Genomic DNA, 23,852 nt, shown 5'->3' with positions numbered 1-23,852 from the left:
AAGTAACTTTATAAAAAACACATAAACCGATAAATGGTGTATTTTTGGGGAATATTTGGGGTAATATTTTATATAAAATTATGGTATAAAAGTGTAAAATGAATGCATTAAGAACTGAAAGTGATAGATGTATATTAAATATTGGTTTGCCAATATAGACAAAACTAACAAATTACATATTGAGAATGGAGATTGATATGTCTAATAAAAAGATAAAAAATCCTTTATGGGACAATGAACTTAATATAGAAAAAAGACTTGATTTTCTAATTAACAGCCTTACTTTAGATGAGAAGATAAGTTGCATGAGCAATGCTAATCCTGATATTGACAGACTTGGTATCAGGGCTTTCAATATAGGCGGCGAGGGTGCACACGGAGTGCAGGCGAGACACGATCAGGGATGGGATTTGAGCGAGCCTGATTTTACAACAATTTTTCCTAATCCAATCGGGATGAGCAGGTCATGGGACAAGGATATGCTTAAAAAGTCGGGTGAAGTAGTAGGAATTGAAGCAAGAGGTCTTTTTGCTGCAGGAAAGAGTGGAAGTCTTTCGGTGTGGGCACCTACGGTTGATATGGAGCGTGATCCGAGGTGGGGAAGAAATGAGGAGGCATATGGAGAAGACCCTTATCTGACAGGGAGACTTGCAGGTGCATATGTTGAGGGAATGCAGGGAGATGACGATTTCTATCTGAGATGTGCTGCGACTTTAAAACATTTTTATGCTAATAATGTTGAGGAGGACAGGACATTTACTTCATCGTCAATAGATCCAAGAAATAAACACGAATATTATCATGAGCCTTTCAGAAGAATTATAAAAGAGCATGGTGCGGAAGCTATGATGACGGCATATAACGAGATAAACGGTGTACCATGTATGGTTATGCGTGATATTAAGGATTATGCAAAAGACAGGTGGGGACTTCATCATGTGGTGACGGATGGTGGTGATGTGCTTCAGACGGTAAACCAGCATGAGTATTTTGGCACGGATGCACAGACTGTGGCAGCAGGAATTAAAGCAGGTGTTGACAGTTTTTCTGATAACAGGGAAAAGATGGAGGATGCAGTAAGAGAAGCATATGCCCTCGGTCTGATTGAAATGAAAGATATAGACGAGGCGGTCAGAAATCGTTTTGGCACAATGATAAGGCTTGGACTCTTTGATGCCTACGGTGACAATCCATATTCGCAGATTACTATTGAAGATGTCAGTACAAAGAAAAATCAGGAAACTGCACTGAAGATGGGACAGGAGTCGGTTGTACTTCTTGAAAATAAAAATGGTCTGCTGCCTATTGATAAAAGAGATGCGATTGGAAATATAGGTGTAATCGGACCTCTTGCAGATGTGTGGCAGCTTGACTGGTATTCCGGACTTCCACCATATTATGTGACGGGACTTGATGGAATAAAAAAATATACGGACACTTCTTTTGAAAAAGGATTGTGCAGATTTAAGATAAAGGCAGACGGAAAATATCTCGGACTGGACAAAGAGGACAGACTTGTCATTGTAGATGAAAAAAATGCTGAAATATTTGAAGTTGAACAATGGGATAAAAAGCAGTTTACCCTGAAAAGCTGTTCAAAAGGAAAATTTTTGTCGGTGAGGGATGATATTAATGGCGGTGAAAGTGGAGATATATGTGCCTGTAAAGAGAGAGCGTTTGGCTGGTTCGTAAAAGAAGCTTTTAAAATATCAGAATCTGATGGAGAACTTTCAAAAAAAGAAGCGGAGGAGACAAAGGTTTCACAAAATGAGAACAGACAGATTATTTTTAACAGTTCTGTTTCGTGTGGAGTGACAAGCTGGAATGATGAGACATTATATATAGATGAAAATGGAAAACTATGCGTGGAAAGTGCATTACAAAAAACAGAAAAATGCGATGGCTGTGAAACAGTAAGCCATTTTGACTTTGAACTTGTTTCGGATGGTATTGAAAAAGCGATAAAACTTGCAAAAAAAGTAAAATATCCGATACTTTTCCTCGGAGGAGATCCAATGATTACCTGTAAAGAGGATGTAGACAGAGAGGATATTGATTTTCCGGCATATCAGCAGGAGCTTCTTGAAGCGGTATATGAAGCCAATCAAAATGTCATTATAGTGCTTATAAGTAATGTCGCATTTGATATATCATGGGCAAAAGAGCATATCAAATCAATATTATTATCGGCGTCAGGATGTATGGAACTTGGAACAGCTATAGCTGACAATATTTTTGGAAAGGTAAGTCCGGCGGGAAGACTCAGTACGACATGGTATAAGGAGCTTGCAAAACTTCCGCCTAAAGAAGATTACGATATAATAGCTCATCCGAGAACTTATGCTTATTATGACGATGAAGTGCTTTACCCTTTTGGATATGGAAAAACATATTCCGAGGTGAGATACCTTGACATGACGGCAGAAATAAAAGATTACACAAAGATTGCAGTGACCGTTGAAGTCGAAAATACTGGGAAATATGTGACGGATGAGGTTGTACAGATTTATGTGACGAAGAAAGGCTCGGCAGTTAAGAGGGCAATAAGAGAATTAAAGGCATTTGAGCGAGTAAAAGAGCTTGCATCTGGAGAGAGAAGAACAGTCAGGCTTGAAATAAAAATAGGCGACCTCAAATATTATGATGTGGCTGATGAAAGATTTATCCTTGAAGACGGAGAATATGAAATTCAGGCAGGTTCGTCAAGCCGTGATATTTATTTAAAAAAATCTGTAAATATAAAAGGAACGGCAAGAAGTTCAAGAGATGCATGGCAGACGATAAAAGCAAACCATTATGATAAATATGAGAATATTTATCTGTATGAGGGAATAAACGGATTTGATGCAGTATGCACACTGGATAATAAAACGGATGGTGAAATTTCATATAGAAATGTGTGTGTTAAGAAAGCCTGTTCGTTTAAGCCGGAGAAATATTCTCTCGAAATACTGGCATCTATAGAGGATGATGGTGTGGTCGAAGCTTTTGCAAATGATGAAAAAATCGGATGCTTTGTAAAAGGACAGACAAAAACCACTGATATACACAGCGAAATAGGTACAGCGGCATTCAGGACGGACAAAAAGATGCCGTGGGCAGCATTTGGAAGAAAAACGGACTTTAAGAAATATGATATAGAACTCGATGGCAATAAGATTCCTGATGGGGAGTTTGAGTTAAAACTTAAAATGAGAGGATATATAAGGGTTTGTAGTTTTAAGATGATCTGAAGTTGTTAGACGCTGATTCGCAGCTTATGTTTACTTCATATATTTGAAAGGCTATTCCGCCAAATATCTTTTTATGGTGGAACTGTTACAAATTTTTTAGTTTTTTGTAAAAAAAGATTTTTACATTTTGATTTTATATGTTATACTATGGGTAGCGGCTTCATGCGGAACGGAAAATGTCGTGTTTATCGAGTGACATGAGTACAGTCCTTGATTTGAGGAGTGTGCCGTTTCCTGCCTGGCAGGAGATACAGATATATCTGACATGAAGTCAGTTTTGTGCCGGATTTTCATTTTGAAATGATGGCGGTTGCAATGCGATTTATATCGCAGACAATTATTTATTCATATTTAGGAGGTAACTTTACAATGGCAAACAAATGGGTATATATGTTTAGCGAAGGCGACATGACCATGCGTAACTTACTCGGTGGTAAGGGTGCTAACCTTGCAGAGATGACAAATATCGGTCTTCCTGTACCACAGGGATTTACAGTAACTACAGAAGCTTGTACACAGTACTATGAAGATGGACGTCAGATTAACGACGAGATCATGGCTCAGATCATGGATGGCGTTAAAAAGATGGAAGAAATCAACGGAAAGAAATTCGGAGATTCTGAAAATCCATTATTAGTTTCAGTTCGTTCAGGTGCTCGTGCTTCAATGCCTGGTATGATGGATACAATCCTTAACCTCGGTTTGAATGACGATGTTGTAGCTACAATGATCAAAGGAAACCCGGACCCAACATTTGAGCGTTTCGTATATGACTCATACAGACGTTTTATCCAGATGTTCTCAGATGTAGTTATGGAAGTTGGTAAGAAATACTTCGAGCAGCTCATCGACAAGATGAAAGAAGAAAAAGGTGTTAAGTATGATGTAGATCTTACAGCACAGGATCTTAAGACTCTTGCAGAGCAGTTCAAGGCTGAGTACAAAAATCAGTTAGGAACAGACTTCCCTTCTGACCCTGTAGAGCAGATGAAACTTGCTGTAGAGGCTGTATTCCGTTCATGGGACAACCCTCGTGCAAACGTATATCGTCGTGACAACGACATCCCTTACTCATGGGGAACTGCAGTTAACGTAATGCCTATGGTATTCGGTAACTTAAACAATGAATCTGGTACAGGTGTTGCATTTACTCGTGACCCTGCAACAGGTGAGAACAAACTTATGGGTGAGTTCCTTATCAACGCACAGGGCGAGGACGTAGTTGCCGGTGTTCGTACACCAATGCCAATCGCTCAGATGGAGCAGGAATTCCCAGAAGCATATGCTGAGTTCGTTAAGGTTTGTGATACACTTGAAAATCACTACCACGATATGCAGGATATGGAGTTCACAGTTGAAAACAAGAAGCTTTATATGCTTCAGTGCCGTAACGGTAAGAGAACAGCTCCTGCTGCATTAAAGATTGCTTGTGACCTTGTTGATGAAGGACATAAGACAGAAGAAGAAGCAGTTGCTATGATCGATCCTCGTAACCTTGATACACTTCTTCACCCACAGTTCGATGCTGCTGAGTTAAAGAAAGCTACTCCAATCGGAAAAGGACTTGGTGCTTCTCCTGGAGCTGCTTGCGGTAAAGTCGTATTCACAGCAGAAGATGCTGTAGAGTGGGCTGAGCGTGGTGAGAAAGTTGTACTTGTTCGTCTTGAGACATCTCCGGAAGATATTACAGGTATGAAGAGTGCACAGGGTATCCTCACAGTTCGTGGTGGTATGACATCTCACGCAGCCGTAGTTGCTCGTGGTATGGGTACTTGCTGTGTATCAGGATGTGGCGACATCGTTATGGACGAAGAGAACAAGAAATTTGAATTAGCAGGAAAGACATATACAGAGGGTTCTGAGATTTCTATTGATGGTACAACAGGTAACATCTATGACGGTCTTATCCCAACTGTAGATGCAACAATTGCCGGTGAGTTCGGACGTGTTATGGCTTGGGCTGACAAGTACAGAACACTTAAAGTTCGTACAAACGCTGATACTCCTGCAGATGCTAAGAAAGCTCGTGAGCTTGGTGCTGAAGGTATCGGACTTTGCCGTACAGAGCATATGTTCTTTGAGGAAGACAGAATTGCTGCATTCCGTGAGATGATTTGCTCAGATACAGTAGAAGAAAGAGAAGAAGCACTTGCTAAGATTCTTCCTTACCAGCAGGGAGACTTCGAGGCTCTCTATGAGGCACTTGAAGGAAATCCTGTAACAATCCGTTTCTTAGACCCACCACTTCATGAGTTCGTTCCTACAGAGGAAGCTGACATCGAGAAGTTAGCAAAGGCTAAGAATAAGAGCGTAGAAGAAATCAAAGCTATCATTGATTCACTTCACGAGTTCAACCCTATGATGGGACATCGTGGATGCCGTCTTGCAGTAACATATCCTGAAATTGCTAAGATGCAGACAGCAGCAGTTATCCGTGCAGCAATCAATGTAAAGAAGAAACATCCAGACTGGACAGTAGAGCCTGAAATCATGATTCCACTTGTTGGAGAGGTTAAAGAGCTTAAGTATGTCAAGAAGGTTGTTGTTGAGACAGCAGACGCTGAAATCGCAGCAGCAGGCATCGATATGAAGTACGAAGTTGGTACAATGATCGAGATTCCAAGAGCTGCACTTACAGCTGATGAGATTGCTAAAGAGGCTGAGTTCTTCTGCTTCGGTACAAACGACTTAACACAGATGACATTCGGTTTCTCTCGTGATGATGCAGGTAAGTTCCTTGATGCTTACTATGATGCTAAGATTTTCGAGAGCGATCCATTTGCAAAACTTGACCAGACAGGTGTTGGTCAGCTTATGGAAATGGCTGTAGAAAAAGGAAAGAAAGTTCGTCCATCACTTCACTGCGGTATCTGTGGTGAGCACGGTGGAGATCCTTCATCAGTTGAGTTCTGCCATAAGATTGGTCTTGACTATGTGTCATGCTCACCATTCCGTGTGCCTATCGCAAGACTTGCAGCAGCACAGGCAGCTATCGCTGAGAAAGCAGCTAAATAATTATAGCTGAAAAAGTAGATTTTCGTAGAGATATTCTACAAAATATAGTGATTAAACAACATAGACCGTCAATGCACTAAGATTAGTGTGCTGGCGGTCTTTTTATTTTCAGGGATAAGTATTTTGGGGAGGAGTGTATGAAAACTGACTGATTACAGTATTGATGTGTTTAGCAATTATAAAAATAGGTATTTGATACTATTTTTTTGAAATATTGATAAGTTGTAAAAATTGTGGAGTTTTTTGGATTATAGTATTTGCACATAAGATTAATTCGTGCTTATATTATAATCCATTATTGTTTTTAAGAGATAATTATTCATTTTTTCAAGGGGAATAGATAGTTTCATGTTAATGTCTTTGTCTGCCAGAAGTGCAACAGCAAAAAGATTTGCTTCAAATTCAATATTAGTCATAACATTAGAACTTGTCGTGGCAAAATAATTTATGCACTGTTCATGTAATAACGCATGACCCAGTTCATGTGCACATAATATTTTTTTAGCTTTTTCACTGTATTTGTTATTGATTGATATTGTAGTTGGGTATCCTGGCATTTTAATAGTATGTGCAGTAAAATCTTTTACGCATGAATTTGTATGAATTACTGAAATACCAAGTCGTGTGGCTATTTCGTATGGGTCATTGATTTTCCAATTTTTCTTGATTGACCTAGCCATTTCAATTATATCCTGTGCTTTCATAAATCCCCCTGTGTTTATATTTTTTATATTTATAGCTTGCTATTTGAGAATAAGCCACGAATGGTGGTGGCACAGGGAGGAATAAATAAACTGAGGGAAAATGTTGATACGCTGTTGGTTATTCCTAATGAAAAGCTTCTTTCTATTTCGGAAAAGTCCCTCACATTATGTGATGCGTTTGAATTGGCGGACTCTGTATTGAAAGATACAATTTGTGGAATTTCAAATATTGTTTATAATTGTGGAAATATTAATATTGATTATAACGATGTTAAAACAACCTTAGAAAATAAGGGAAAAGGTCATTTTGGAATAGGAACTGTTGAACATGACGGGGCAATTATAGAAGCAGTAAAACAGGCGGTAAACTGTCCGTTGCTGGAGACAGATATTGCAGGAGCAGAAAATATTTTGATAAATACAAGCGGACAGATTTGCCTTAAAGATTTAGACGATGCTCTGAATTATATAAGAGAACTTGCAGGAGAAGAAGTAAACATTATATGGGGAACAGTGTCAGAAGAAGAGAGTGATAAAATTGTTGTATCACTTTTTGCAACAGGTATGCCGGAAAAGGAAGTAAGACATACGGCATTAGGAGAGCACATGGATAATCCGAACCGTAACAATATCGCACCTAAAAGAGATGATACGGAAGTTATACAGATACCGCCTTTTTTAAAAAGACATTCAATCAGATAAAAGAGAGGGAAAATAGACGGAAAGCTGCTCTGTTACTGTTTGTATATTAAGTATAAATAGTAGAATTTTGAATATTTTAATATTGTCAAAGAAGCAGCAGAACTGATTGCAAATATAAAGTTGATACAAATTTTCTCATTGAAACAAAATGCCTGTTAGAATATAATGTGAAATATAATACTTTGTCAAGTTATAGTAATGAAAGTAAAGAAGATATAATAAACATAATCTGTTAGCTTGGCATAAAATTGAAGTTGTATAATTAACAAATAAACTGTGGAGGATGAAAATGATAACAGGCGAACTTAAGAATAAAATAGATAAAATATGGGAGATATTTTGGACGGGTGGTATTACAAATCCGCTTGATGTTATTGAGCAATTTACATATCTGTTGTTTATAAAGCAGTTGGATGATGTAGAGACAACTAAGGAAAATGAGGCAAATTTTCTGGGATTTGAATATGAGTCCATGTTTCCGGGGGATTGCCAGAAATACAGGTGGAGCAAGTTTAAAAATTTAGGCTCTGCCGATGAAATGTATGACCTTGTGTTGAACGGTGTATTTCCGTTTATTAAAAATCTGCATCAGGATGGCGAGTCGGCATATTCTAAATATATGGGTGATGCAATATTCAAGATACCGACGGCGGCAATGCTTTCAAAAATCGTTGATGGAATTGACAATCTCGGAATTGGTGACGAAAAAGATACCGACACTGACTCAAAGGGAGATTTATATGAGTATCTTTTGTCAAAAGTTGCAACGGCAGGAACTAACGGACAGTTTAGAACTCCGCGTCATATAATTAAGATGATGGTGGAATTAGTACAGCCAAATCCGGATGATGTGATAATCGACCCGGCAATGGGTTCAGCAGGATTTTTGATAGAAGCACAGGAGTACCTGCGAAAGTATCATGAGGAGTCATTTTATGATGAAGCATTTAAGGAACATTTTGCTAATCATATGTTTTATGGAAATGACATGGATAGAACAATGCTCCGCATCGGAGCGATGAATATGCTTCTTCACGGAGTGGACAATCCTAATATTTCTTATAGGGATAGTTTATCCGAGCAAAATAAGGATGTTGAAAAGTATTCACTTGTACTGGCAAATCCACCATTTAAGGGAAGTTTGGATTATGAAGCTGTTTCGGCAGATTTGTTAAAGGTAACAAAAACAAAGAAAACAGAGTTATTATTTTTGGCATTGTTTTTGAGAATACTAAAAAAGGGCGGACGGGCAGCCGTTATCGTGCCGGATGGAGTGTTGTTTGGCAGCAGTAAAGCACATAAACAGATAAGAAAAGAAATTATAGAAAATAATAAACTGGATGCAGTTATCTCTATGCCAAGCGGTGTGTTTAAGCCATATGCAGGAGTGTCAACTGCGATATTGATATTTACAAAGACTGGTTCGGGCGGAACAGACAAAGTCTGGTTTTACGATATGAAAGCCGACGGTTACAGTCTTGACGATAAGAGACAGGAAGTGAGCGAAAATGACATTCCGGATATAATTGACAGATTTAAAAATCTTGAAGGGGAAACAGAGAGGGAGAGAACCGAGCGAAGTTTTATGGTTGACTTTGACGAAATAAAAGCTAATGGATATGACCTTTCCATCAATAAGTATAAGGAAATAGTGTATGAACCGGTTGAATATGAGCCGACGGATGTGATTTTTGGGAAAATTGAAAAGATAGAGAGTGAAATTCAGAAAGAAATGTCAGAATTGAAAAAGTTGTTAGAGTTGTGATGGAGGGGGGACGAATATGGACAAAGACCCATTTAGGGAATATACAAATATGCAGGACAGATAAGAGATTACAATGTTACAAAAAAGAATGGGTACTTGATGGTGCAACTGTTCAAAAAGGTATTCACGAAACTACTGAGTAACTTGAATTGTTTCTTAGAGATTTATTGTTGAATGAAAAAATAAACTTAATAATCGAAATTTGGAGGTAAAAAACATGAGGAAACTCGATAATTTTGTTGACATGATGACCGGACACTTTAATAACAAAGAGCAATTTGATAAGATGCAGAAAGAAGGTAAAATATATCCTTATGCAGAACACATTAATACAATCTGTAATGGAAAAATTTTGAACCTTCCTAAAGATTTTAATGGTAAATTTATTGTTGAGGAAAGCTACTATGAGACAAATGGGAAACGCCATGCTTCCCCGCATCTTTTCCTTATTACAGAGAGGGAAGATGGAATTGTACTGTCTTCTTATGAAATACCTGAAGGAGAAGATAAGAGTACATTTTCATATGGTTCTATGAAAAATGTTGATTACACTGAATTGAAAAAATCCGAAAAATTTACTCCTGTGCTCTATCATGAAAAGGATGGAATCTGGGAAGGAGGCAGTATAAGCCAGTTTACTCCGGTAATGATGTTTAAGCTATGGGAAAAGTTTTCCGATAGCTGCCTGGAAGTATCTGAAAGCATGGAAATTAACGGAAAAAGAACTTTTGGATATGATGAACCAATTATTTATAAGCGAGCGTAAAGCGAGGGATGCTTCTTGACTGAAAGTCAAGAAGATGAGGTATAGAAAGGCTGAATGATTTGATAAATTCGGATTTGTGAGGAGGATGAGGATGAAAAAAGTTAAAATAGGAGATGTCTGTGATATATTAAATGGATTTGCTTTTAAAAGTGATAAATATGTTGAGAAAGGTATTAGAATAATTAGAATAGCAAATGTTCAAAAAGGCTTTATTGAGGACAATGTGCCAACTTTTTATCCTATGGACTCGACTGGGTTAGAAAAGTATATGCTGAAAGAGGATGATTTGTTGATGTCATTGACAGGAAATGTAGGTAGAGTGGCATTATTACAAAAAGAAATGTTGCCTGCAGCGTTAAATCAGCGTGTAGCTTGTTTAAGACTAAAAACAGATAGAATTACAAAAGGATTTTTATTCCATATTTTAAACAGTGATTTTTTTGAGCAACAGTGTGTTCTGGCTTCTAATGGTGTAGCTCAGAAAAATATGAGCACAGAATGGCTTAAAGATTATGAAATTCCTTTATATTCAATTCAAGAGCAGATGAAGATAGCGGATATTCTTGATAAAACAAAAAGAATTATTGTTGCAAAAAATAATGAATTAAGAGCTTTAAATGAACTAATTAAAGCCCGATTTGTCGAGATGTTTGGGGATTGCAATAATCTGATTTCGATGGAAGATGTGTGCTCGATAATCACAGACGGAACACATCAGCCACCAAAGTTTAAAGAGAGTGGAATTCCATTTATCTTGGTTTCAAATCTTTCAAATAATACTATTACTTATAATACTGAAAAGTATATTAGTGAAGAAACATATAGTGCGTTATATAAAAGAACTCCTATTGAGATAGGCGATTTACTTTTATCTACGGTTGGTTCTTATGGACATCCAGCAGTTGTCACAGAGGATACAAGGTTTCTATTCCAAAGGCATATCGCTTATTTGAAACCTAAAAGAGAAATAGTAAATAGCTTCTATTTGCATAGTGCTTTGTTGGCACCTGATGGACAGAGACAAATAGAAGAAAAGATAAAAGGAATTGCGCAGAAAACGCTTAATCTTTCGGAGATAAGAAAGATTATGATACCTGTTCCTGAAATAGAAGAACAAAATGAATTTGCCGATTTTGTCAAAAGAATCGACAAATCAAAAGTTGCAATTCAAAAGTCATTAGATGAGACACAGATTTTGTTTGACTCATTGATGCAGAAATATTTTGGGTAAAAAATTGAAAGGAAACAGAACATATGATTTTATATCATGGAAGTAATGTGCAGGTGAGTACGCCTAAAATATTTGTTACAAATAGGATGCTTGACTTTGGTGCTGGTTTTTATACAACATCTAATAGACAGCAGGCTGTTAAATGGGCGAAAACACAGGCTATTCGACGAAGAAAAGGGAAGCCGATTGTTTCTATGTATGATTTTGATGAAGAAAAACTGGACGGAATGTCTGTTTGCAGATTTGAATCGGCTGATAAAGAGTGGTTAAATTTTGTTGCTGATAATCGGAAAGGAAAGTATATTGGTGAAAAATATGACTTGGTAATAGGACCGGTTGCAAATGATAATACTATGCCTGTTATAAGTAATTATATGTCTGGAATAATTGATGAAAAAACAGCATTGATTTTGTTAAAACCTCAAAAGCTTTCAGACCAATATGCTTTTTTAACAGAAAAAGGAATTTCAATATTAAGATTTTTGGGTGGTGAGAATGTATGACAAAAAGGACAGAACCATCAATTCTTCAAAATTTCGATACGGAAATTGCGGAGTTGATAGCAAAAAATCGTGGAATTTCCATAATGGATGCTCTTAGGATATTTCTTGCATCTAAAACGCATGAAATGTTAGAGAATGACGAAATGAAATTGTGGTATTTTAGTCCGTTGGCGGTTTTTGATATGTGGGAAAATGAAGAAGCAACAGGAGATCCGGGAAATTCTTTATATTTGCGAGGTGATGAGATTGAGTAAAGAATTTAGATTTTTTACATTTTTAATTGAAAGCTATGCAAGGGAAAAAAATATGTCGGCATCAGATGTTTTGAAAATATTAGATGAAAAAAATCTTACCGATTTTATTTTTAATATGTATGAAATATATCATGTAGAAGCCATAGAAAACGCATATATGGACATTGACAGTCTTATTAAAACAGGAAAAACAGCATGGTAGTCATGATAAAATTTGGTTAATTAATATATGAACATAATATAATTAGTCAAAAAATTATTGATTGACCGAGCTGAAAGTCAAGAAGATGAGACATAGAAATACTGAAAACTCGGTAAGTTTGGATTTTTTATAAATTTCATAAAGCAAGAAATTTTTCTTGTAATTTATTGCTATTGCAAATGCAGGTGTAGGATGTTGGTATCTTTGAAAGGGGATATTAACATGGAAGAAAAAATAGTATTAGTATTAAATGAAATGTCAGAGTATTTAACGGTAGAACAGATGAAAAAACTGCAGGAAGTAATAGTAAAAACATTTGCAGAAAATGAAGCACCTAAAACCGAAACATCAAATGATGAGTTTTTAAAAATGTTTCTTGATGCAAAGAGGATAGAGGGATGTTCAGACCGAACTATTAAATATTATAGAGTCACGATAGAGCATTTGTTAAAAAATGTGGTAAGTCCTATCAGAAAAATAACAACGGAAATGATGAGGGCATATCTTGTTGATTATCAAAAAATAAATAATTGCGGAAAAACGACGGTAGATAATATACGAAGAAATATTTCAAGTTTCTTTTCATGGTTGGAAGAAGAGGATTATATTTTAAAAAGTCCGATGCGGAGAATACATAAAATTAAAACTCAAAAAACAGTAAAAAACATTATCTCGGATGAAGAAATTGAGAAATTGCGTGATAATTGCAAAAATATCCGTGATACGGCAATGATTGATTTGCTGTATTCTACCGGGATAAGGGTAGGCGAGCTTGTAAAATTGAATATTGAGGATATTGATTTTTCGGAGAGAGAATGTGTTGTTTTCGGAAAGGGAGATAAGGAAAGACGGGTTTATTTTGATGCAAAGTCAAAAATACATTTGAAAAATTATATAGAAAGCCGCAAAGATAACAATCCGGCTTTGTTTGTAACTTTAAATGCACCATATGACAGACTAAAGATAAGCGGAGTCGAAATAAGAATACGGGAATTAGGGAGAATGTTAAATTTAGAAAAAGTTCATCCACATAAATTCAGAAGAACAATGGCAACGAGAGCGATAGATAAAGGTATGCCGATAGAGCAGGTGCAAAAAATACTTGGACATTCTCAGATAGACACAACAATGCAATATGCAATCGTAAATCAAAATAATGTAAAGGCATCTCATAGGAAATATATAGCTTAAACAGATTTTAGCAAAGCGAAAAGATTTATAAATCCATCTTCAATGATAAGAGTTTGCTTTGGATTGAACGAGCCGAAAGCGAGATAACAATTCGGATTTGTGAGGAGGATGAGGATGAAAAAAAATATGATTAAGCTGGGGGATGTTGCGACATATATTAATGGATATGCTTTTAAACCAGAAGATAGGGGAGAAGTTGGATTGCCGATTATTCGTATTCAAGACCTTACAGGGAATGCGTATGATTTAGGCTTTTATAATGGCGATTATCCTAAAAGAATAGAAATAAATGATGGCGATGTGTTGATATCATGGTCTGCTAGTTTGGGAGTGTATGTTTGGAATAGGGGTAGAGCATTGCTCAATCAGCATATATTTAAAGTTGAATTTGATAAAGTTAATATTGACAAAAGTTATTTTGTATATGCTGTACGGCAAAAATTAGCAGAGATGGCTATGAAAACACATGGAGCCACGATGAAGCACATTGTAAAAAAGGATTTTGAGGAAACATTGATACCGTATCCATCACAAAAAAAGCAAATCGAAATAGGTACCAATTTGGACAAAATTGCTAATATAATTGCAGCACGAAAACAGCAATTAGAGTTACTAGACGAATTGGTGAAAGCCCGATTTGTCGAGATGTTTGGTGACGAAAATAATTCAAAAAATTGGAATATTATCAATGTTGAAAATGTGGCAGATGTTCAGGTGGGTATTGTAATAAAACCATCTCAATATTATACGAATAAAGGCAATGGTGTAAAAGCTTTTCGTTCTCTTAATATTGGTGAAGGCTTTATAAAAGATAATGATTGGGTATATTTTACAGAAGAAGGACATAACAAAAATTCAAAGTCTATTGTTAAAGAAAATGATTTGCTGATAGTAAGGTCTGGTGCACCCGGTACAGCATGTGTTGTCACCGAAAAATATACTGGATATAATGCAATAGATATTATTATCGTGCATCCTGATTGTGAAAAAATAAATCCGTATTATCTTTGTTATTTTACTAATATGCAGCATGGAAAAAAACAGATTAATGAGGGAACCAGTGGAGCTGCTCAACAGCATTTTAATGTAGGAAAGTATAATAAATTGAGATTGATGTTACCGCCAAAAGAATTGCAAGATGAATTTGCTGACTTCGTTCATCAGATCGACAAATCAAAAGTTAATTATTACTATAAAAACAGAAAAGATGGTTTTCCACCATTATTGCTTATATATAGTGTGACAACAATAATTAATCTATCAGACTACTAAAACAATATTGAAATGCAGTTGATTTACCAGACTACCTTGTTTATAATAATATCAAGACAAAAATTTTCAGTATGCTTTACAGAGGATGTGAGTGTTATGTGTAATCTGAGTTTAGGAATAGAGGAAAGAGCTGAGGCGAGAGGAGAGTCGATAGGAGAAGCCAGAGGTAAACTAATCGGAGAAAAGAAAAGCAGTGAAAAGATTATTATGAATATGTATAATAACAAATTTACATTAGAGCAAATATCACTTGCAACTCAAAAAAGTATTCACGAAATCAAGGAGATAATAAAACAGAAAAACTCGGCAGTGGTATAAAATCATATAAATAAGACTTCATTTACATTAGTTAAATTACAATAATGTACTAAAGCTGTCAGGGGAGGGTGACTATGGCAACAAATTTTGATTATTTATTGGAAAAAGAATTGTTTGGGGAGTTTGCCGAGCAGGCGGTTGAGGCGGAGAAAGCTATAGCTATATCACCTGCTACCTGTGCGATATTGTCAAGGAGAGCACTTGAGCTTGCTGTCAGATTCGTTTATTCTTATGATTATGATTTGAAACTGCCATATAGAGATAATGTCTCAAGTTTGATTCATGAGCAGACTTTCAGGGATATTATTGAGCCGGGATTGTTTGGAAAGTTAAAGTATGTAATAAAGTTAGGCAATATTGCCGTTCATACCAACAACAGCATTAAGCGTGATGATGCATTGTTGTCACTCAGGAATCTTTTTTGTTTTTGCGACTGGATTGATTACAGTTATTCTAAAGAATATCACAATAGGACATTTAAAGAAAATATTGTTCCGACAGGCAAAGAGGAGTCGGTAAAGGCTTCAAAATTAAAAGAATTATATGAGTCCTTGTCGGGCAAGGATAAAAAGCTTGATGAAGTTTTAAAAGAAAATGAAAATCTCCGTATTGAGATGGCAAAACTGCGTGAGGAAAATATAAAGAACAGGACTTATCAGGCTGACGAGATAAGCGAAGCTAAGACACGCAAGTATTACATAGATTTAGAATTAAAAGAAGCAGGATGGATTATCGGAAAGAATGTGACTGAGGAAGAAGAAGTTACAGGTATGCCAAATGCAAGCGGAATAGGTTATGTAGACTATGTGCTTTGGGGGAAAGATAATTTGCCATTGGCTGTGGTAGAAGCCAAGAAATCAACTGTTGATCCTAAAGTTGGCAGTCATCAGGCTAAGTTGTATGCAGATTGTTTGCAAAATAAATATAACCAAAGACCGTTGATTTTTACTACAAACGGTTTTGAATTTTACTACAAAAATGATTATATGAATTATGCTGAGAGAGAAGTTTCGGGATTTTTCACTCAGGATGAATTACAGTTAGAGATTGACAGAAGAAAATTAAGAACACCTTTGGTTAATGTGGAAATCAATGATAAGATTACTGACAGACCATATCAGAAAGAAGCAGTTCTGGCTGTTTGTGATGCTATTGAAAAAAGACATAGAAAAATGCTGATAGTACAGGCTACAGGTTCGGGAAAAACAAGAGTCAGTATCAGCATTGTTGATGTGCTTAGAAAACATAATTATATTAAAAACATTCTTTTCCTTGCAGACAGAACGGCACTTGTGCGACAGGCTAAGAAGAATTTTTCAAATTTACTGCCTGATTTGACCTGTTGCAATCTGCTGGATTATAAAGACGACCCGGAAAATTCTAAAATGATTTTTTCTACATATGCGACAATGATGAATATGATAGATGAAAAGAAAAATAAGTTCGGAGAAAAATTGTTTACACCGGGACATTTTGACCTGATAATCATTGATGAAAGCCATCGAAGTATATATAAAAAATATCAGGATATTTTCTTTTATTTTGATGCTATGCTGGTTGGCATGACAGCGACTCCAAAAACAGATGTTGATAAGGATACATATGCGATTTTTGACCTTGAGCGTGGCAACCCTACTTTTGCATATGAACTTGAAACAGCAGTTGAAGAGGGCTATCTTGTAAATTATTCCACGATTGAAACTAATTCTAAATTTATTGACAATGGTATTTGCTATAAGGATTTGTCTGAGGAAGAAAAAGAAGAATTTGAAGATACTTTTGACGATGACCCGGTGATTGAAGATACGGTTTTGAGTTCAGAACTTAACACATGGGTGTATAATACAGATACTATAGACAGCGTTTTATCGGTTTTGCTTGACAAAGGAATTAAAGTTGAGGGAGGAGACAAGCTCGGCAAAACGATTATTTTTGCTAAGAATAATCGCCATGCGAAAGCTATTGTTGACAGATTTTTGGCGAGATTTCCCGAATACGGTGGGGATTTTATCAAGGAAATTGACTATAGCATCAAGTATGTTGATTCGCTTATTGACGATTTCAGTGATAAAAATAAAATGCCGCAGATAGCAGTTTCAGTGGATATGCTTGACACGGGTATTGATATTCCTGAGATTACAAATCTTGTTTTCTTTAAAAAGGTTAAAAGTTATGCTAAATTCTGGCAGATGGTAGGTCGTGGAACAAGACTTTGCAAGGATTTGTTTGGCGAGGGACTTGATAAAGAAAAGTTTTTGATTTTTGACTGGTGCAGAAATTTTGAATATTTTCGTGCAAATAAGAACGGTACGGAGTCAGGAATACAGGAGTCGCTTGCCGAAAAAATATTTAATGTGAAAGTGCAGATTACAAGAGAATTGGAAAAACCGGAAAATGAAAAGTATTCAAAGTACAGAAATGATCTTGTTTCAGGTATGCACCATATAGTGATGGATATGAATGATGACAGTTTTCGTGTTAAAAGGCATTTACGGTATGTTGAAAAGTATCGAAATCTTAGTAATTGGCAGTCATTAGAAGCTAATAGCGTGTCAGAGTTAAAAAATCATGTAGCACCGTTGGTTATGCCTGAAAAGAGCGATGAGTTAGTCAGAAGATTTGATTATCTTATGCACACTATAAATCTCGGCATATTGCAGAGGAAAAATATTTCCAAGCCAATAGATACGGTTGTAAAAACGGCAGTTTTATTGTCGAAGAAATATAATATTCCTGCAGTTCAGAAACAGAGAGATGTTATTGAAAAAGTACAGAAAGAGAAATTTTGGGAAAATGCCACGATAATTGAAATCGATTATGTCAGGACATCGATTCGCAATCTTCTTCAATATATAGATAAGATAAAAAGAAATATTTATTATACGAATTTTACTGATAAAATCAGCGAACCGGTAGAGGGACAGCCGATAAGTGCAGCAAATAATCTGAAAAATTATAAAAAACAGGTTGAGTTTTATCTTAAGCAGCATCAGGACACGCTTGCCGTACACAAACTCCGCAATAATGAGAAATTAACCCGTACGGATTTAGATACACTTGAACATATATTGTGGACGGAGCTTGGAAGTAAAGCCGATTATGAAAATGAGTACGGAGATACACCGGTAGGCAAAATGGTAAGGCGTATCGTGGGTCTTGACCGTGAAGCCGTAAATAAGGCATTTAATGAGTTTTTAAACGAGGAAAGACTCAATGTAAATCAGTACCGTTTTGTAAGACTTATAATTGATTATATTGTGAAAAATGGAAATATTGAGGATAATAAGGTGCTTACGGAAGAACCTTTCAGAAGTGCAGGCAGTATAACTTCGCTGTTTAAAAATGATATGGCAACCGCAAAGCAGATAATGATGGTGATTAAACAGATACAGGACAACTCTGTTGAAGTTGCATAAAAAATTAATTATTATATAAATTTTGTATCAACCAAAGGTTGAATGATTTTCTATTTTTGCGTTATGGTATTTTGGGCTATATAAATATATACTTTTAACATAAACTCTGCAGGGTTACATATACAATAGGTAATTGTGAAACTTACTATATGTGCAAAAGTTAATTGCAGTGATGGTTTCGCAATGGCACAGTTGCATTTATGATGAAAGGAAAGTATATATGACAGTTGTAAATATAGGAGAGAAAATAAGAAAACTTAGAAAAGAAAAGGGGATTTCACAGGACACCCTTGCACAGTATCTTGGAGTGTCATTTCAGGCGGTCAGTAAGTGGGAGAATGGACTTGCCATGCCTGATGTTACAATGTTTCCGGCAATCGCATTCTTTTTTGAAATTTCGATTGATGAATTGTTTGATTATGACAGAATGAAATTAGAAGAAAAAGTTATCACAGTCTGCCATAAGGCTTATGAAATCAGAGATGACAATCCCAAAAAGGCTGAAAAAATCCTTAGAGAGGGCTTGAAAAAGTTTCCGGGAAATGTGTTGATATTAAATAATTTGTTATATCCAATGATGATTCAGGAAGATAGAGAAGAAGAAATAATAGAGATTGCGGAAGTTTTAACGGAGACACCTAATGTTGAACTTGAAGTGAAGCTGGATTCATTTAGGATTATGGCAGAGACATATCATAAACTTGGTGATTTGAGTGCGTGCAGGAAGGTTATAGAAAAAATACCGGAATTATATTTTTCGGCTACGGAATTAAAGGCAAGGCTGCTCGAAGGACAGGAAAGTCTTGAAAATGCGTCATTGCAACAGCAGGTATCAGGTTATACTCTTATAGAAATGCAGATGATAATGGCTAAGTTTTATGAAGATGCCGGAGATAAAGAGAAAGCAAAGAAAAAATATTCTACTGTTGCCAAAATAATAGATGCTTTTGAGGGAGACACTGAACCATTAGAGGGAATAAAATTAAGTGAGCAGGATGCCGTGAGACGATTTCGCAGAAAAGCTGAAGATGTGATTTTAAAATGGACAAATGATGTAAATTAAGGCATTTGCCTCAATATCACAAAAGAATAATTAATAAAAAGCAGGACCATCTTAGAAAAGACAGTCCTGCTTTTTGTATGTAGTTACAGGGACTCCAAAACTGAATTGTTGCAATCGTGATAATACAAATTCAATAATTTAGTTGTTTTACTGTCCCATTTCATAAACTGCAATAGATGTAACAGTAGGAGCATTTCCAAATGTAAGATTAAGTACAGGGTTGTTTCCTTTCAATGATGTAATCATAGATTCAGGAAGGATAAAACCTTTTCCAGCCCATGAACTGTTTGGATAGTTCTGTCTGTCTGTTGAAGAACCGTCTGCCTTATCTGTTGTTGATAACATAAGCTCTCCAGTGGCATCTTCCGAACTGTCCTCAAAGGTGACTTTTATGCAAGGTTTTTTAAACTGATTCCAGTCAAGCTGTAAGAATGTCTGATAACCCCAGTTGTTAAACTGAATCTTAGAATCATCTGTACATGATTCTTTTTGGATGAATTTTGATTCATCGGTGCTTGTCACTTTGTTTCCGTCTAATCCGATATTGCTACCATCGTTCTTTTTCCATTTTCCTGTCCATGACCAAACTGGAGTTGCATCGGCAGGAACATCAACTGGTGTAATTTCTACAACAGGATCATCTGAACGTGCTGTTATGTCTTTTGTGTTTCCATTAGAGCCTGTAAGGTTATTGAAAAATTCTGCAATATCTTTATAAAGCATAATGCATTTTTCACGGTCAAAATAGCTGCCTGGTGTTTCCCAGAGTACCGGTAAAAGACCACGCTCTTTTGCAAGTGTTATAACATCGTTAAGGCAGGTTGTAACACCAGCCTGCTTTGGATTACATACACCACATTCACCAATAATGACTCCATATCCTGCATCTGTAAATTTCTTTAATGAATCAAATTTTTCTTCTGTATGCTTCTTATCCTGTTCAGTGTAGGTGCCGTGTGCATCGTCACCACAGAAGTCCCATGGATCATAGTAGTGAACCGATACACTAAGTTTGCTTGTACCATTGGCATCAGTGTCTTTAGGCATCTTGTAGCTGTCGTCTAAAGTGTTTTTAATATCAGTATTGTATCCGGCCAAAAGCAAATGTCTGTTTTCGTTGTTTCCGCCTGATTTGCGGACAATATCAACAAAATCCTGATTTAATGTATTAGTCAGAGTATAACATTCAGCGACAGTTAAGTTTCCAGTAACACCATTTACTGCTGTGTTGAAACCTAAGTTATAATCGTTGATATGGTTGCCGAATTCTTCGTTCGCAGATTCAAAAATAAGATGATCTGAATAGCCTTTGAAGCGTTCTGAAATCTGCTCCCAGTATCTTTCATATCTCTTCAAAGCTTCGGCACGGGTGGTCTCATCAGCAATTTTATTGCCGTTTGCATCTTCAGTGCAGGCACCGAATTTACCCCACCATCCATAATCAAAGTGGTCATTGATAATAACATACATACCATCGTTAAGTGCATAGTTTACAATTTCTTCTACACGACCAAGCATTTTTTCGTTAATTGTATAGGTTGTATCGTTTTCTTTAACCATGCTGGTCCATGCAACAGGGACACGAATGGTGTTAAAACCATACGAATGTATAGCATCAATATATTTCTGTGTGGTAACGGGTGCACCCCATGCTGTTTCATAATCAGTAGCATTACTGAAATTGTCTTTTTCGTTGGCAGCTTTTGTTGCTTCCATTGTATTTCCGAGATTTATACCGATACCCATCTCTTTTTTGATAAGCTCCTGAGATGAAAGATTTGTACGCATTTTGCCGTTATCTTTTACTGTCATTTTGTCGGAAATACCACCTGCAATTGAAACTTCTCTTGCTTCACCTATATTAGAAGTGTCGTCTCCTTTGTAATTGACAGGAGATGCTGTAGGTGTTGCAGCAGATTTTTTGATAACCTTAACCTTACAAGTTAATGTCTTTGTTATGTACTTCTTTGATGAAACAGGAAGATAGCTTATCTTACAGGTGACAGTTGTTGAACCTGCTTTTTTTCCGGTTACCACTCCCTTTTTAGTTACAGAAGCAATACTTTTTTTCTTGGAAGTCCAAGTAGTGGTTTTAACTTTTTTTACATTTTTTTTCACAACACTTAATTTTACATTTTTTCCGACTGTGACTGATACGGAAGTTTTCTTTAAACTTACACTCGCTTTCTTTGCTGCTGAAGCCGGTATTGAGTTTGTGCCGGTTATAACCAGTGCTAATGCCATAGTTGAAGCCAGGCATTTTTTAAAAAATTTTTTTCTCATATAAGATCCTCACTCTCTTTTTTAAATTAGATATTCGTATTTTGTTGTACTATATAATGTAAAAATACATTGTGATTTACGGGTATATAGCATAAAATGCAATATTAACAAAGCCGGATATCCTTAAATAATAATAACTTTTATGAGAAAGTATTTCAATTATGTTTGATAATCATGTCTGATTTTTAATGCTAATTTTAGTGATTATATGCAATTTTTAATGTATTTTTTGCCTATATAAATAGATGATGTCATTTGGTGCCCCACCGTTTGGGCTGCCGCCTGAAATCTCACATACACAATCTGAACCATCACTATAATCCAATGCACCATTGCCACCGTTTGTAGAGATAATGTTTAATGTTCCTGTTCCGTTGATGGTTAATGGAACTTTTTTGCAAACAATACCCGCAGTGTAAGTAGTGGAAGGTGTCATAGACAGTACGGGTAGGAGTTACATAATCTGACAATGAATCATCACCGGTATAATAGCTGTGGTTTGGTGTTGAAATCGGAACGGCTGTAGGTGAAGTAGTTGGTTTTGTCGTTTCCGAAGGTGAAGCAGTCGGAGTTGCTGTTACAGGTGAAGAAGTTGAAACTGCATCTGAACTGCTGTCCGGAGTTTTTGTTGAAGCTGCATCTGAGGTGCTGTCCGGTGATTTTGTTGAAACTGTCTCTGAGGTACTGCTTGGGGCTTGTGTTGAAGTTGTCCCAGTTGTGCCCGGAGAAGCTGTTGTATCGGCAGCAGGGGTTTGCGTAACCGCACTTTCAGGAGAAACAGTTGGAGTAGAAGTACTTGAGCTGTTTCTCTTTATAATAGTATATTTTTATTTTGCAACAGCTGAAGATTTGACTTTCTTTAATTTGGCAGCAGTCAGTTTTTTGGATTTTTTAACAGCATACACTTTTAAAGTTGTCGTCTTTTTGAAAGTAAATGTTTTTGATTTGCTGGAAGTAACCTTTTTAGATAAAGAAAGTTTTTTGCCGGTTGAATAGTAAACAGTATATCCTTTCTTTGTCTTAAGTTTTAGTTTGACGGAATTGTTATATTTGCCTGCTTTTTTTGAAATCGTATAAGCTTTTTTTATTACAGTATTGCTTTTTGCTTCTGTATATGAAGGGGAAGAAGTATAAAACAACAGGCTGCACGATAAAATGCAGGCGATTATTTTTTTTGTAGTTCTCATAATCAAAACCTCCTTTTGTATTATAAGTGCATTTTAAAGCATGAACCTTAAATTAACTTAAAATTTGTGCTTACATCTTATGGAAAAATGTGTTAAACTATAACAGATAAAAAGTGAATATAAATATCAAAGGACACTAAATGTCGCTTGCCTAATGTCAGACGGGCAGGTATATTTGGTGTTCTTTTTTGTTTGTATGGAAAGGAAAATGAAATGCCAAAAACAACAGGACAATTAATATTTTTTACAGCAGTGACAGCGTGCTCATAAAAGATGAAAAAAATAAAAATAATCCTTGACATAGATATGTCAGTGTGATAATATAGTCTTCGCTGTCGCACAGAGACGGCTGGAAAGTGAGAGCCTGTGCAGTGGCGGAGATTTATCTATTTTATAATAGGATAATACATATTTGGTTATATTGAGTTTAAAGAACATGGTTTGCATGAAGTGAAAAAGTTCTTGACATGATGCTGAATGTGTGATAAGATTTTATCTGTTGTCGCGATTGAGAGATTGCACAACGAAAAGTAATTTGGTTTCGTTTGAAAATGATGAAATTAAATGAAAAAAGTTCTTGACAATATCCAAAAGATGTTGTAAGATACATATCGCTGTCGCAAAAAGCGATATGAAACAAAGTGCGAAAGCAAAAAGTTTCTTATTGGTGCGAAAGCAGGAAATCAAAAAGATTTCCAAGATTTTATTTTTTGAAAGATTTCAAAAAATAAAATAAAAAAGTTCTTG

At 36.1% G+C, this 23,852-nt stretch carries 17 protein-coding genes; 14 read left to right on the top strand and 3 right to left on the bottom strand.

The window, feature by feature from the left end; translation table 11 throughout:
* Positions 1-197 precede the first annotated feature (197 nt).
* On the top strand, positions 198-3,233 hold the full coding sequence (locus DWZ63_RS14655) for a glycoside hydrolase family 3 C-terminal domain-containing protein (protein ID WP_182431547.1): 3,036 nt from the start codon (positions 198-200) through the stop codon (positions 3,231-3,233).
* A gap of 369 nt (positions 3,234-3,602) precedes the next feature.
* Positions 3,603-6,248: a pyruvate, phosphate dikinase gene (gene ppdK / locus DWZ63_RS14650; protein WP_055946530.1), complete on the top strand. Its 2,646-nt coding sequence runs from the start codon at positions 3,603-3,605 to the stop codon at positions 6,246-6,248.
* A gap of 269 nt (positions 6,249-6,517) precedes the next feature.
* Here the strand turns inward: ppdK and DWZ63_RS14645 are convergent, their stop codons facing one another.
* The gene (locus DWZ63_RS14645) at positions 6,518-6,952 is read right to left on the bottom strand and encodes an ImmA/IrrE family metallo-endopeptidase (protein WP_118500283.1); all 435 of its coding nucleotides are present in this window, start codon (positions 6,950-6,952) and stop codon (positions 6,518-6,520) included.
* Between the two features lie 60 nt (positions 6,953-7,012).
* Here DWZ63_RS14645 and DWZ63_RS14640 point away from each other — a divergent pair, with 60 nt between their 5' ends.
* The 12 genes from DWZ63_RS14640 to DWZ63_RS14585 all read left to right on the top strand — a co-directional run bounded on the left by DWZ63_RS14640 (position 7,013) and on the right by DWZ63_RS14585 (position 19,635).
* Positions 7,013-7,654, top strand: coding sequence for a hypothetical protein (locus DWZ63_RS14640; RefSeq protein WP_118500282.1), 642 nt, complete (start codon positions 7,013-7,015; stop codon positions 7,652-7,654).
* A 289-nt stretch (positions 7,655-7,943) separates the two neighbouring features.
* Entirely contained in the window at positions 7,944-9,419 is a 1,476-nt protein-coding gene (locus DWZ63_RS14635; RefSeq protein ID WP_118500281.1) for a class I SAM-dependent DNA methyltransferase, read from the top strand.
* Between the two features lie 217 nt (positions 9,420-9,636).
* Positions 9,637-10,185 (top strand): hypothetical protein, encoded by a 549-nt coding sequence (locus DWZ63_RS14630; RefSeq protein WP_118500280.1) that lies wholly within the window; start codon positions 9,637-9,639, stop codon positions 10,183-10,185.
* Positions 10,186-10,276: 91 nt separating this feature from the next.
* A complete protein-coding gene (locus DWZ63_RS14625; protein WP_118500279.1) occupies positions 10,277-11,416 on the top strand; it encodes a restriction endonuclease subunit S in 1,140 nt (379 codons plus the stop codon).
* Between the two features lie 23 nt (positions 11,417-11,439).
* The gene (locus DWZ63_RS14620; protein ID WP_118500278.1) at positions 11,440-11,919 is read left to right on the top strand and encodes a DUF3990 domain-containing protein; all 480 of its coding nucleotides are present in this window, start codon (positions 11,440-11,442) and stop codon (positions 11,917-11,919) included.
* A complete protein-coding gene (locus DWZ63_RS14615) occupies positions 11,916-12,173 on the top strand; it encodes a hypothetical protein (protein WP_022013498.1) in 258 nt (85 codons plus the stop codon). Before DWZ63_RS14620 ends, DWZ63_RS14615 begins: the two co-directional genes overlap by 4 nt.
* Positions 12,166-12,375 (top strand): DUF3791 domain-containing protein, encoded by a 210-nt coding sequence (locus tag DWZ63_RS14610; protein WP_022013499.1) that lies wholly within the window; start codon positions 12,166-12,168, stop codon positions 12,373-12,375. The genes DWZ63_RS14615 and DWZ63_RS14610 overlap by 8 nt, the downstream gene beginning before the upstream one ends.
* Positions 12,376-12,597: 222 nt before the next feature.
* Positions 12,598-13,566: a site-specific tyrosine recombinase/integron integrase gene (xerA, locus tag DWZ63_RS14605; RefSeq protein WP_118500277.1), complete on the top strand. Its 969-nt coding sequence runs from the start codon at positions 12,598-12,600 to the stop codon at positions 13,564-13,566.
* A gap of 114 nt (positions 13,567-13,680) precedes the next feature.
* A complete protein-coding gene (locus DWZ63_RS14600; protein WP_207664397.1) occupies positions 13,681-14,838 on the top strand; it encodes a restriction endonuclease subunit S in 1,158 nt (385 codons plus the stop codon).
* A 96-nt stretch (positions 14,839-14,934) separates the two neighbouring features.
* Positions 14,935-15,156, top strand: coding sequence for a hypothetical protein (locus tag DWZ63_RS14595; RefSeq protein WP_118500276.1), 222 nt, complete (start codon positions 14,935-14,937; stop codon positions 15,154-15,156).
* A gap of 74 nt (positions 15,157-15,230) precedes the next feature.
* Entirely contained in the window at positions 15,231-18,572 is a 3,342-nt protein-coding gene (locus tag DWZ63_RS14590) for a DEAD/DEAH box helicase family protein (RefSeq protein ID WP_118500275.1), read from the top strand.
* 220 nt (positions 18,573-18,792) lie between these two features.
* Positions 18,793-19,635 carry a helix-turn-helix transcriptional regulator gene (locus DWZ63_RS14585; protein WP_182431546.1) on the top strand — a complete coding sequence of 281 codons (843 nt, stop codon included), beginning with the start codon at positions 18,793-18,795 and terminating at the stop codon, positions 19,633-19,635.
* A 147-nt stretch (positions 19,636-19,782) separates the two neighbouring features.
* Here DWZ63_RS14585 and DWZ63_RS14580 read toward each other — a convergent pair whose 3' ends face one another.
* Positions 19,783-21,918, bottom strand: a complete 2,136-nt coding sequence (locus DWZ63_RS14580; protein WP_118500273.1) for a glycoside hydrolase family 5 protein — start codon at positions 21,916-21,918, stop codon at positions 19,783-19,785.
* An 827-nt stretch (positions 21,919-22,745) separates the two neighbouring features.
* Complete coding sequence (locus tag DWZ63_RS14575) at positions 22,746-23,105, bottom strand: hypothetical protein (RefSeq protein WP_118500272.1); 360 nt, start codon at positions 23,103-23,105, stop codon at positions 22,746-22,748.
* Positions 23,106-23,852 lie beyond the last annotated feature (747 nt).

Source organism: Clostridium sp. AF34-13 (assembly GCF_003477845.1).
GTDB lineage: Bacteria > Bacillota > Clostridia > Lachnospirales > Lachnospiraceae > Butyribacter > Butyribacter intestini.
This window is presented reverse-complemented; position numbering and strand designations above follow the sequence as displayed.